Genomic DNA, 12,853 nt, shown 5'->3' on the forward strand with positions numbered 1-12,853 from the left:
GCTTGCAGCTGGTCGCGCTAGCGCCCCAAGTAAACTTCGATCACGCGTTCGTCGGCCTGTACGTCGTTCAGCGAGCCTTCAGCCAGCACGCTGCCTTGGTGCAGCACGGTGACATGGTCGGCAATAGAGCCGACAAAACCCATGTCGTGCTCAACCACCATCAGCGAATGCTTGCCGGCCAGGCTCTTGAACAGCTCGGCGGTGAATTCGGTTTCGGCATCGGTCATGCCCGCGACGGGCTCGTCGAGCAGCAGTAATTGCGGGTCCTGAACCAGTAGCATGCCGATCTCCAGAAACTGCTTCTGGCCGTGGGACAGCAAGCCTGCAGGACGGTGCATCGAGCTGGTCAGGCGGATCGTTTCCAGCACCTCAGCGATCCGGTCCTGTTGTTCGCCGCTCAACCGCGCACGCAAACTGGCCCACACCGATTTGTCGGTCTTCTGCGCCAGCTCAAGGTTTTCGAACACGCTCAAGGCCTCGAATACCGTGGGTTTCTGGAACTTGCGGCCGATGCCGGCCTGAGCGATCTGCACTTCGGTCATCTTCGTCAGGTCCAGCGTTTCACCGAACCAGGCCTTGCCGTGGCTGGGACGGGTCTTGCCGGTGATGACGTCCATCAGCGTGGTCTTGCCCGCGCCGTTGGGGCCGATGATGCAGCGCAGTTCGCCTACGCCGATGTACAGATTCAGATCGTTCAGGGCCTTGAAGCCGTCGAAGCTGACGCTGATGTCTTCCAGCGTCAGGATCGTGCCGTGGCGAGTATTGAGGCCTTTGCCTGCGCTCTTGCCGAGCCCCACCGCATCGCGGCTGGTGCCTGCGTCGGAGTTCGGGGCCAGAATCGGTTCGAGCATGAAAGACGGGGTCGGAGTGGTTTTCATTGCTCGCTCCTTTTCTTCAGCATGCCGATCACGCCCTTGGGCAGATACAGCGTGACGATGATGAACAGCGCGCCGAGAAAGAACAGCCAGTATTCCGGGAAGGCCATGGTGAACCAACTCTTCATGCCGTTCACCAGACCTGCGCCCAGCAGCGGGCCGATCAGCGTGCCACGGCCACCCAGGGCTACCCACACAGCGGCTTCAATGGAGTTGGTCGGTGACATTTCGCTGGGGTTGATAATGCCGACCTGCGGCACATACAAGGCGCCAGCCAGACCGCACAGCATGGCGCTCAGCACCCAGACGAACAGTTTGAAGCCGCGCGGATCGTAACCGCAGAACATCAGGCGGTTTTCCGCATCGCGCAGCGCGGTCAGCACGCGGCCGAACTTGCTCTGCGCCAGGCGCCAGCCGATGTACAGGCTGGCCACCAGCAGTGCGACCGTGGCCAGAAACAGCGCGGCTCTGGTCCCTTGTGCACTGATGCTGAAGCCCAGAATGCTGCGGAAGTTGGTGAACCCGTTGTTGCCGCCAAAGCCGGTCTCGTTGCGAAAGAACAGCAGCATGCCGGCGAAGGTCAGCGCCTGGGTCATGATCGAGAAGTACACGCCCTTGATCCGCGAGCGGAAGGCGAAGAAGCCGAAGATCAGCGCCAGCAGTCCCGGTGCCAATACCACCAGGCACATCGCCCAGAGGAAATGGTCGGTGCCCGCCCAGTACCATGGCAGCTCGGTCCACGACAGGAAGGTCATGAAGGCCGGCAGCCCATCCCCAGCGGCCTGGCGCATCAGGTACATGCCCATGGCATAACCGCCCAGGGCGAAGAACAGGCCGTGGCCCAGCGACAGCAGCCCGGCGTAGCCCCAGACCAGGTCCAGCGCCAGCGCGACAATGGCGTAGCAGAGGATCTTGCCCACCAGGGTCAGGGTGTAGGCCGAGACCTGAAAGCTGTTATCGGCAGGCAGCAGCGACAGCAGCGGCAGTGCCAGCAGCACTGCAAGGATTACGCAGCCTGCGGTCAGCGTGCCTCTGGGCCCGACTTTTTGCGCGGCAGTTACTATCAATGGCTGGCTCATCAGTCGATCACCCGTCCTTTCAATGCGAAGAGGCCTTGCGGACGTTTCTGGATAAACAGAATGATCAGCGCCAGGATCAGGATCTTGCCCAACACGGCGCCGATTTGCGGTTCGAGAATCTTGTTGGCGATGCCCAGCCCGAAAGCCGCCATCACGCTACCGGCCAGTTGCCCGACACCGCCGAGCACGACCACCAGGAACGAATCGATGATGTAGCTTTGGCCAAGATCAGGGCCCACGTTGCCGATCTGGCTCAGGGCTACACCCCCCAGACCTGCGATACCTGAACCCAGACCGAAGGCCATCATGTCGATGCGCCCGGTCGGTACGCCACAGCAGGCGGCCATGTTGCGGTTCTGGGTAACGGCGCGCACGTTCAGGCCCAGGCGGGTCTTGTTCAGCAGCAGCCAGGTCAGCACCACCACGAACAGCGCGAACGCGATGATCACGATGCGGTTGTAAGGCAGCACCAGATTAGGTAGCACCTGGATGCCGCCAGACAGCCATTGCGGGTTGGCGACTTCGACGTTCTGCGCGCCGAAGGCCAGACGCACGGCCTGAATCAGCATCAGGCTGATGCCCCAGGTCGCCAGCAGGGTTTCCAGTGGGCGGCCATACAGATGACGAATGACCGTACGCTCCAGGGCCATGCCGATCGCGGCGGTGACAAAGAACGCCACCGGCAACGCGATCAGCGGGTAGTACTCGATGGCCCCCGGTGCGTAGCGCTGCAGCATCAGTTGCACGACGTAGGTGGAGTAGGCCCCCAGCATCAGCATCTCGCCATGGGCCATGTTGATCACGCCCAGCAGGCCGAAGGTGATCGCCAGACCCAGCGCCGCCAGCAACAGGATAGAGCCCAGCGACATGCCGCTGAACGCCTGGCCGAGGATCTCCCCGATCATCAGCTTGCGCTTGACCTGCGCCAGGCTGGTTTCAGCCGCCACGCGTACCGAAGCGTCGGTTTCCACGCCGGGCGCCAGCAATGATTCAAGACGGGTACGCGCCAGCGGATCACCGGTTTCGCCAAGCAGCCGCACGGCAGCCAGACGTACTGTCGGGCTGGAATCGACCATTTGCAGGTTGGCCAGCGCCAGGGTCAGTGCGCTTTTGACGCTGGAATCTGTTTCGCCGGCCACGCGTTCGGTCAGCAACTCCAGTTGTGCAGGGCGGGCGCTTTTTTGCAATTGCAGGGCGGCGGCCATGCGCAGTCGTGTATCGGCTGCCAGCAACTGGTGGCTGGCCAACGCCGTTTCAACCAGGCCGCGCAGCCGGTTGTTCAAGCGCAATTTACGCGGTTCGTCAGGCGTTGGCGCATCGGCGGCGGCTGGTGCCTGTGCATCGACGGCCACGTATTGATCGTTGTTTTCGATCCAGGCGCGCTTGCTGCTGTCGGCACCCACACGGCCATCGCGTAAGGCTTCAAGCAGCTCGACGCGTTCCGGCACAGGCCTGGCGGCCCAGGCCTCCAGCAGTTCTGCCTGTTGCGAAGAACTGGCTGCGACAAAGTCGCTGGCATCACCGGCCTGGGCAGCCAAAGGCAGCAGCAGGCTGATGGCGAGGATCAAACGGTAAAAATAAGAAGGCATATCAATATGGCCTTGATTCAGTATGGCGTCGTCTACTCTTGAGACGGTCCTTCACGCCCTTCGCCAAGCGTCACATGCGGGGGCTGTTTTTGATTCTGGCCGAAGGCCGTAGGAGCGACCGGGGCGGCGATCCGCCTTGTTCGCGAAAGGGCCGGTACATTCTCCGAAAATGTATCGTTCGAACTACCGTCTTCGCGAACAAGGCGGATCGCCGCCCCGGTCGCTCCTACGCCCTGTGGGCAGAAGCTTTGAAACCCCGGACTTCGCGGGCTTCAGGACCTGTGTATAACGCTTGGCGCTGGAGCGTGGGAACGATCAAGCAGCGTTGATCCGTCAGTTGCTCTTCGCCGGGGCGTCCGGCTTCTTGTCGTTGCCAGGGATGTACGGGCTCCATGGCTGGGCGCGGATCGGCTCTTTGGTCTGCCAGACGACGTTGAACTGACCGTCGTCCTGGATTTCGCCGATCATCACTGGCTTGTGCAAGTGGTGGTTGGTCTTGTCCATGGTCAGGGTAAAGCCCGACGGCGCTGCGAACGTCTGTCCGGCCATGGCTTCACGGACCTTGTCCACGTCGGTGGATTTGGCTTTCTCGACCGCCTGCGCCCACATGTGAATGCCGACGTAGGTGGCTTCCATCGGGTCGTTGGTCACGGCCTTGTCAGCGCCTGGCAGGTTTTTCTTTTTGGCGTAGGCTTTCCAGTCAGCCACGAACTTCTTGTTGACCGGGTTTTCCACCGACTGGAAGTAGTTCCAGGCGGCCAGATGGCCTACCAGTGGCTTGGTGTCGATGCCGCGCAGTTCTTCTTCGCCTACCGAGAAGGCCACAACCGGTACGTCGGTAGCGTTCAGGCCCTGGTTGGCCAGTTCCTTGTAGAACGGCACGTTGGAGTCGCCGTTGACGGTGGAGATAACGGCCGTCTTGCCACCCGCGGAGAACTTCTTGATGTTGGCCACGATGGTTTGATAATCGGAGTGACCGAACGGCGTGTAAACCTCTTCGATATCGGTATCTTTCACGCCTTTGGAATGCAGGAATGCGCGCAGAATCTTGTTGGTGGTGCGCGGGTAGACATAGTCGGTGCCAAGCAGGAAGAAGCGCTTGGCAGCGCCGCCATCTTCACTCATGACATAGTCGACGGCCGGGATAGCCTGTTGGTTAGGCGCGGCGCCGGTGTAGAAAACATTGGGCGACATTTCTTCGCCTTCGTACTGCACCGGGTAGAACAGCAGGCCGTTGAGTTCTTCGAAGACCGGCAGTACCGATTTGCGCGACACCGATGTCCAGCAGCCGAACACCACGGCGACCTTGTCCTGGGTCAGCAACTGACGGCCTTTTTCCGCGAACAGCGGCCAGTTGGACGCCGGGTCCACAACGACCGGCTCCAGCATCTTGCCGTTGACGCCGCCTTTGGCGTTGATCTCGTCGATGGTCATCAAGGCCATGTCCTTGAGCGACGTCTCGGAGATGGCCATGGTGCCGGACAACGAATGCAGAATGCCGACCTTGATGGTCTCGGCAGCCTGAACGGTCCAGGTCAGCCCCATGGCGGCGATGGATGCGGACAGGGTAAAGGCTTTGATCAGGCTGCGACGCTTCATTGACTGGCTCCCTTAGTACATTGTTTGAGGTTTGGCGGCGGTGCATTTCGTTGCTCTTTCAGGCTTTAGCAAGGTCTGGGCCAACGCAGCAACGTCGCGAAACGGAATGATTTTGTCGCGTTGAGTCGAGGAGTCGCACCAAGGTGGAACAACGTTCTGCCGTTGGTGCGTATGAAGCTCTGCGATGGTGCGAAAGGGGTGTTCAGGCTAGCGAGCGGTCAATTTCCCAGGTGTTTCAGACCCATAGCTCCTTTGCTCCGGTGTACAGGTCAAACGTCTGATCAGTGAGTTGCTCGGGAGCGTCGAACCACGCAAACAGCTGACCGTTGATTCGCGTTGTCGCCCCCAGTTGCATGCGCGTGCCCGGTGCGACGGCGACGTGATCACCGAGGAAGCCGGTAAACATGTTTTTTTTCGGTATGCCCGGGGCAAAGATGAAAAAGACCGGGTGATTTTCTGCATTGGCGTTACTGCTCACAAATCCATCCCGGCTCCACAGGAAGGCATTGGCTCGCGATATCGAGGCGGACTGCACGCCACTGTCGGTAAACACCGCACCTGCTTCGTGCTCCAGACAGGCCATCCCTTCGCTTGATACGTACGTCGAGCGAAAAGCAGTGCCATCCCATGCTTTGAGCTGATAGAACTGGCTTAGAAAGTTGCGTGTTGTGGCATTGCGCACACCGCTTCGTAACAGAGGGTTGATGTCCGTCGAGCCACCTTCCGCATAAGCCGCTATTTCGGAAAGGTTTTCGGCGTTGGACGCTGCGCCCAGGGCGAGGTAGTCGGCCTCGAACTTCAAGCGTTCGGCGCTACCTGTCTCTTCCAGGGACACAGGCCAGGCAGTGGTCAGGCTGGCCAGTTGTGATCGGGCATTACGGATGGCGGACTGACTGATGCGTGGTATCTGTTTGCCCACGGTTTTCCAGGCCCCGCTGGTGGTGCGCAAAGCGTATTCCTGCTCATGCACCAGTAGCGTTGGGTCAGTCGGGGATCGCCGATAAAGGCGCGAGTGACCAAACATATTGGTACGTCGGCTTACGAAAAAGGTCTGGCCCTCTATATCGATGGCGATGAAACGTTGGGAGTCCATAGCGACGATCAATTTGGGGTCTGCAAAGCGGGGGGCTCTGGAGTGCGACAGGAGGTAGCCGATCTGGATCTGCCCGTCGCGGCCGACCCTGCGGATCAGGTGCGGGCGTCTTACCACCTTCGAGGCATGCATTGCCGGCTTCAGGGCGAGCGCCAGGCGGCCAATGAAAGCGGTAGCAAGATAGCCTACGGCGCTCAGAAATTCCTCGGCTGCACCTTCGAGGTCGCCTTCGTCGAGTTTCGAGAAGGCGCTCCAGGTCTTGTACAGGCCCACGCCCAGTGCGACAGGCATCATGATCGGGTCAGGCAAAAACAGAATTCCGATGTTGGCGATCAGATCGAAGGTTCGGCCTGATCGCCCCATGCCGTTGGCCAGACTCATTTGCCGTTTGGCTTCGCTGATCAACTGATTGATCCTGGTCTCGTGGATTTCCACATAAAGGTCTTTGCTTTGGCTGACAAATACCACCGGGTGCAGCAGCCTCGCCGGGATCGGTATCAGCGACAGTTGGGTAAAAACCTCGGGCATGCGCCAGTGCTTGGCCTGCTTTTCGTATTGCATGGCACGCAACGTTTCCAGGCGTCTGGAAACCGGTATTTGCTCAATCAGATACTGCTGGAATGGCGCTTTTTCCAAAAAACCGGTGGTCAGGTGATACATGCTGTTGAACCAGCGGAAAACGACGCCGTCGGCAGCATCCAGCGTGCACAGCACCAGTGGCCCCCGCTCGAATTTGTCGGCTGGAGCAATCAGCATGACATTGGTCATCATGAATTGATTGACGCTGAAAAACCGGACCTCGATGGCTTCCCCTTTGATGGTCCGGCGCCCTTGCGGTGCCGGCGAATCAAGCACTGCCTCGATCCACTCAAGACCGGCCGGTGCAAAAGCCTGTTGTTCGATCTCCAGCAGGGCCATCTTCATCCGGGCTTCCAGCATGGCTTTCTGCAACTGCTTGAGTTGTCGCGCATACGCCGATGTCTTCAGATTGAGATCGAGGTAGTCGCTAAGGTGCTGAGGGTTCTCTATGGCTGTGATCAGCCCCTTTATAGTGGCCATGTCCAGTTTATGGATGACGGCGCCTGCCTCATCGACAGCCTTGATCAGCACTGCATCTGCGGCCCTGGCACGGTGGGCATGGGTATGCGCCAGTTGCCAGAGCGAAATGTTTTCAGTTTCGGTTGTCGGCAGCACAGGTGCGCCGGGGATCTCCAGCACTTCGGTGCCAAGCCTGTAATTAATTGAAACGGTAATCTGCTGCGCGGCTATTTCGACAGATGCCTGTTTCAATACTTCATCCAGCTGCTTGTCGATATAGCGCGTGAGATAGGTACGGCTATCATTGTCCGGCGGGTCGAAGTTAGCCTTGCTGACTTGCCGGATGCTGACAACCGACTCACCAAACTGTTGTGCCTGCGCAAGCCATTCCTCGCGTTGCGACGGCTGCATGGTTTTCCACCAGTCAGGCATCTGGCTCTGAACCAGGTCGTTATCGAGCCTGTCCAGGCGCCAATGGTTGTCAAAGTAAAGCTCTGGCTTCAGCAAATGCGTTATCAATTGCTCGAAACAAACCTCGTCCATCCGTTGAGCACGAGCAAGCTGTACGGCCTGAGCGAACATTGATTGCTGTCGGGCGATCTGGCGGGTGTGCAACAGGCTCAGAAAATTGCCTTCCAGCAAGGTGTACTGCCATTGCAGCGCGATGAAACCGGAGGCGGCCTGGCTTGCCTGTTCAGCCGCAGGCTCAATCCCCAGGCGTCGCCTGTAGTCAGGCTCTGTTGCGCGTTGAGCAAGGCGCTCATTCATGTGTGTCAGGGATGCAAATGCCTCCAGCCCGTCATAAGGAGTGAACAGCAGGACGTCCTCAAGCTCCTCTTCGTCAAGCTGTAACAGCGGTTCTTTACGAAGACGTCGAGCGATGGCAAACGCACCGGAGATCGCAATTGCAGGGCCATCACCGACACGGGTCGAGAGGCTGAAAATGCTGTGGGGTTGAATCTGCGCGATGTTTCCGGCCGGGCGTGTGGCACATGGCCCCAGTGCTGCCGATAGCAGACTGTAGTGCCCGGTCGCCATTTTTCCCGAGGCGATCAGCACCGCGCATTCGGATTTCAGACACTCGATCTGCTCGGCCAGATACCGGTTGCTCCGGGTTTCACCGTCCGGCGTTGCGATGGCCCAATAGTCTGCAAGTTTCTGGCTATAGAATTGCTCCAGCTGCTGGCTGACCCGAGTGTAGAAATCCACGATAGCCGCTCGACCCAGCGGCTGGATGGCCGGTGTCTGCGAAGTGGACGACGGGGTCGGGTAAAGACCCTGCACATCATTGTCGGTCCAGTTCAAAAGGCCGGTGAAATGCTCGACCAGGCTGGAGATCAACGGAACGCTGTGTATGTTGGCGCCGTCGTCCGCTGCGACCTTGCTGTCGCGGTAGGTCAGCCATGTGGTCTCGACATCCAGGTCGGGTTTGAGCGGGTGCAGCAGGCTACGGGCGAGCTCTTGCGTCGTCTTGCTGAAACCGGGTGGATAGCTATCGCTGGCAAGCGAGGCGGGTAGAGGTGGGGGTGATGTCGTGAGCGGTAAGTTCATGGTGCCGATTCGTCTGCATGATGGATGATCCGCTCGAGGCAATGGCCTGGCGGTTCATGTCATGTAGTCACGGTCGGTGCTGCGGGGATATCAGCCAGCGATGGTCGATGGCTGCGGCATCGGCTATCCGGTGGGTAGGACGTATAGGGGGGAGCAAGAGCAATTCAGGCAGGGCGAGGCCTGAAACCGGGTATGAGGAGGAATTCATCACAACGCCACTCAGTGGTTTCAGGCCCCGCAGGGAGCAATCTAAGCTGTTGTCGCCTGTTTGGCAAAGCGCGAAAGCACTATTCGATCAAGCACCCAGACAATGAGCATCGAAATGCCCACCAGAGGGAACACTACGCCCAAGGCAATCATCACCACTGTCGCTGTTTTCCAGCGTGGCAGGTCGTGGCGCAAGGGCGGTACACCGAGCCCGCGCTGAGGTCGACGTTTCCACCAGATCACCAGGCCGCTGACCGAACTGAGCAACACCATCAGGCAAACCAGCAAGATAAGCAGCTGGTTGATCCAGCCGAAAAACTTGCCCTCATGCAGCATGACGCCCAACTCGGTAGCCTTGGACACCGTGCTGTAATCGACGTAGCGCACATCAGCCAGCACCTTGCCGGTGTATTGGTCGATATGCAGCGTCGCATCATCACGGGGGTCGTCGGCGAACACCGACACGGTAAACACGCCGTCAGCTGTCTTGGGCCGGGTGATGCTGTAGCCCGGCACGATGTCTCTGGCCCGCGCGATGTCGACCACTTTCTGCAAGGACACTGTTGGCGCTGCCGGTGCGCTGGACATGTGCATGTGGTCCATGTGCTCGGCGTGTTCGCCGGTCGAAACCGGCATCGGTGTGTTCTCCATTGCCCACGGCACGGTCTGCACGCTGGCATTGTTCAGCTCGCCAGCCTGCCTGTCGGACTTGGGGACGTCGGTCCACATGGCGGCCGGGAAGGTGTTCCACACCGCCGCGTATTGCTTGCCCCACAGACCGGTCCAGGTCATGCCGCTCAACAGCATGAACAGCAACAGCAAAGCGCCCCAGAAGCCGGTAACCGCGTGCAGATCACGCCACAGCACGCGCCCTTTGGCCGTCAGGCGCGGCCAGAAAACCCCAGCCGCCGAGCGACCGCGTGGCCACCATAGATAAAGGCCGGAAATCACCAGCACAACGCCCCAGCCTGCCGCCAGCTCGACAAGCCGGTCGCCCAGCGTGCCGATCATCAGCTCGCCGTGCAGTGCGCGGGCAACCGCCTGCAGGTTCTTTGTGGCGTCCTGGGTGCCAAGAATGTCGCCGCGATAGGGGTCGATGAAGACATTCAGCTCCCGTCCCTGCTCGCTGACGACAAACTGCGCACTGCCCTCGGTGCTGGTCGGCGGGAAATACTTGCCGACCGTGGCGTGTGGATAAGTACTCAGCACGCGCTGTTGCAACACGTCGGCAGTCAGGCGGTGCTCGGCCGGCGCGACGTTCAGCAGATCGCTGTACATCAGGTTATCCAGTTGCGGCTTGAACAGGTAAATGATGCCGGTCAGCGACAACAGGATCATGAACGGCGCGACGAACAGTCCCGCGTAGAAATGCCATCGCCAGGCAAGGTTGTAAAAAGAGACATCAGGTTTGGACACGTCAAACGCTCCCCAATAGGGACAACACAGCACGAACGGCGCGCAGCAGTGAGCCGCGCGCCCTCGTGAAATCTTTTTTTCGGCTTATGCGGTGATGAGCGCTGGTGGTGCCCGGCTTCGAGCATTGGGGAAGATGGCGTTGCGGGCATGCCCCGGCAAGGGCAGCAGGGCGAAAAAATCAGCGGGTCCGGGTGGCGGGGCGGCGACCAGTTGAAGGACATGGGGCAATGCCGGGCAACTGAACAGCAGTGTGCAATAGCCACATTTTGCCCACAGCGCGTGATCGCTCATCCCGGCTTCGGCAGGCATCGCATGCTCGCTGCCATGCTGGGCGTGACCATCGGCCGGCATGTCCATGCCGGCTGGCATGGACATCGACATGCCGGCGTGATGATCCATCGGCATCGACTGGGAAACCAGTGGACCGATAAAGATCATCAACATGGCGAACAGACTCAGCCAGGCTCCCCGGTTATTACGAGGGACTGATCTGTCGCGACGGCATGCGCTGCTCACTCGGGAAGGCTACTCAGTGCTGGTGCTCCGAAGCCTGCTTTTGTACCACGACCTGCACCTCGATATCCCCCGCCTTTTCGAAATGCAGGGTCATCGGGAAGCGCTGGCCGACCACCAGCTTCGAACGGTCCTTGATGTCCAGCAGCATCACGTGCCAGGCCATGGGTGCGAAAACCACTTTCGCGCCAGCCGGTATGTCGACCGCCTGCACGTGCTGCATCTTCATCAGCCCGTCGGCGTGTACATGCTCATGCAACTGCGCCTGTCCGGCGATGGGCGTGTCGACGCCGATCAAGCGGTCGGCGCTGTCACCCTTGTTCTCGAGGGTGAAATAGGCCGCCACGGTTGGTGCATTGGGCGGCAGCTCCATTGACCACGGATGGCCGATCAGCAATGGCCCTGCCTTGTACTCATGGGCGTGGACGAGGCAGGCTGGCAGCAGCAGTGCGGCCAGCAGCAGTGCTTGTTTGAGCATGGGGGATTCTCCGGGGGATTCGATGAAGGAGTGAAAGGTAGCTCAACTGGAAGTCCGAAACACTTGGGCAAACCTTTGAGCGCCGCTGAGTGAGCCCGTTTCGTAGAGTCGTTCCCCAGCACGCAGCCATAAGGTGATGAGGATGAATCAGAGATCACAATCACATCGTTTACGCTTGGGGCGATTCTCCGGTACCGGCCAGATTTATTTGGTCACCGCAAAAACATTCCAGAGAACTCCTGTCTTTTCCGATTGGCGCATGGGGCGTCTGTTGGTGGATGAGCTTCGACACGTTCAGGCGCAGCAACTGGCCGATTCATTAGCCTGGGTTGTAATGCCCGACCACATTCACTGGCTACTGCAGTTGAATAGCCACTCATTATCCAGCGTTGTACAGCGCGTTAAATCGAAAAGCGCGATCGCCATCAACAGAGCCAGAGGCTGCAGTGGACCTTTTTGGCAAAGCGGATTCCACGACGTCAGCATCCGCACTGAAGAAAGCCTTTTGGATTTTGCCCGTTATATCGTTGCCAATCCTGTTCGAGCCAACCTGGTCAAAAGCGTACGCGATTATCCCTTATGGGACGCAATTTGGCTGTGAAAAACCGGCCTCTTCGTGAGCAAGCTCACTCCCACAGGTCCAGAGTTTTTTCGAGGAATGTGGATAACTCCCACAGGGCTGGTGTGTTTCAAGTCATGTAGATGTTCATGCGGCATCGCTGACCTTGTGGGAGCGAGCTTGCTCGCGAAGGCGGATTAGCAGATCAACAGATTTTCAGCGACTGCCCCGGCCTCTTCGTGAGCAAGCTCACTCCCACAGGGCCGGGGTGTTTCAAGCCCTGTGGATCACTCCCGCAGGTCGGTGGTGTTTTCGAGCCACGTAGATGTTCTGCAGCAGCGCTGATCTTTTGGGAGCGAGCTTGCTCGCGAAGGCGTAGTCACGGATATATAGATTTTCAGCGACTGCCCCGGCCTCTTCGTGAGCAAGCTCACTCCCACAGGTCCGGCGTGTTTTCAAGCCCTGTGGATCACTCCCGCAGGTCGGTGGTGTTTTCGAGCCACGTAGATGTTCTGCAGCAGCGTTGATCTTGTGGGAGCTTGCTCGCGAAGGGGTAGTCACGGATATATAGATTTTCAGCGACTGCACCGGCCTTTTCGTGAGCAAGCTCACTCCCACAGGTCCAGAGTTTTTTCGAGGAATGTGGATAACTCCCACAGGGCTGGGGTGTTTCAAGTCATGTAGATGTTCATGCGGCATCGCTGACCTTGTGGGAGCGAGCTTGCTCGCGAAGGCGTAGTCACGGATATATAGATTTTCAGCGACTGCCCCGGCCTCTTCGTGAGCAAGCTCACTCCCACAGGTCCGGCGTGTTTTCAAGCCCTGTGGATCACTCCCGCAGGTCGATGGTGTTTTC

General features: G+C 59.1%; 9 protein-coding genes. 1 reads left to right on the forward strand and 8 read right to left on the reverse strand.

What is annotated here, in order from left to right; translation table 11 throughout:
• Positions 1-17: 17 nt before the first annotated feature.
• The 8 genes from urtD to KBY02_RS00695 all read right to left on the reverse strand — a co-directional run bounded on the left by urtD (position 18) and on the right by KBY02_RS00695 (position 11,438).
• Positions 18-878, reverse strand: coding sequence for an urea ABC transporter ATP-binding protein UrtD (urtD, locus tag KBY02_RS00660; RefSeq protein ID WP_024638231.1), 861 nt, complete (start codon positions 876-878; stop codon positions 18-20).
• The gene (gene urtC, locus KBY02_RS00665; RefSeq protein WP_103378468.1) at positions 875-1,954 is read right to left on the reverse strand and encodes an urea ABC transporter permease subunit UrtC; all 1,080 of its coding nucleotides are present in this window, start codon (positions 1,952-1,954) and stop codon (positions 875-877) included. Before urtC ends, urtD begins: the two co-directional genes overlap by 4 nt.
• Positions 1,954-3,543 carry an urea ABC transporter permease subunit UrtB gene (gene urtB, locus KBY02_RS00670; protein ID WP_003400261.1) on the reverse strand — a complete coding sequence of 530 codons (1,590 nt, stop codon included), beginning with the start codon at positions 3,541-3,543 and terminating at the stop codon, positions 1,954-1,956. The genes urtC and urtB overlap by 1 nt, the downstream gene beginning before the upstream one ends.
• Positions 3,544-3,876: 333 nt before the next feature.
• Entirely contained in the window at positions 3,877-5,142 is a 1,266-nt protein-coding gene (gene urtA, locus KBY02_RS00675; RefSeq protein ID WP_011269025.1) for an urea ABC transporter substrate-binding protein, read from the reverse strand.
• A gap of 235 nt (positions 5,143-5,377) precedes the next feature.
• A complete protein-coding gene (locus KBY02_RS00680; RefSeq protein WP_225649702.1) occupies positions 5,378-8,824 on the reverse strand; it encodes a dermonecrotic toxin domain-containing protein in 3,447 nt (1,148 codons plus the stop codon).
• Positions 8,825-9,073: 249 nt separating this feature from the next.
• The gene (locus tag KBY02_RS00685) at positions 9,074-10,447 is read right to left on the reverse strand and encodes a PepSY-associated TM helix domain-containing protein (protein WP_024659669.1); all 1,374 of its coding nucleotides are present in this window, start codon (positions 10,445-10,447) and stop codon (positions 9,074-9,076) included.
• Positions 10,448-10,531: 84 nt separating this feature from the next.
• A complete protein-coding gene (locus KBY02_RS00690; RefSeq protein ID WP_263870130.1) occupies positions 10,532-10,906 on the reverse strand; it encodes a DUF2946 domain-containing protein in 375 nt (124 codons plus the stop codon).
• Between the two features lie 70 nt (positions 10,907-10,976).
• Positions 10,977-11,438: a copper chaperone PCu(A)C gene (locus tag KBY02_RS00695; protein ID WP_024641800.1), complete on the reverse strand. Its 462-nt coding sequence runs from the start codon at positions 11,436-11,438 to the stop codon at positions 10,977-10,979.
• Positions 11,439-11,580: 142 nt separating this feature from the next.
• On the opposite strand from KBY02_RS00695, the gene KBY02_RS00700 reads away from it, so the two are divergent.
• Entirely contained in the window at positions 11,581-12,039 is a 459-nt protein-coding gene (locus KBY02_RS00700; RefSeq protein ID WP_003400255.1) for an REP-associated tyrosine transposase, read from the forward strand.
• Positions 12,040-12,853: the final 814 nt, after the last annotated feature.

Origin of the sequence: Pseudomonas sp. P129, assembly GCF_020312195.1 — a bacterium.
Taxonomy (GTDB): Bacteria; Pseudomonadota; Gammaproteobacteria; order Pseudomonadales; family Pseudomonadaceae; genus Aquipseudomonas; species Aquipseudomonas fragariae.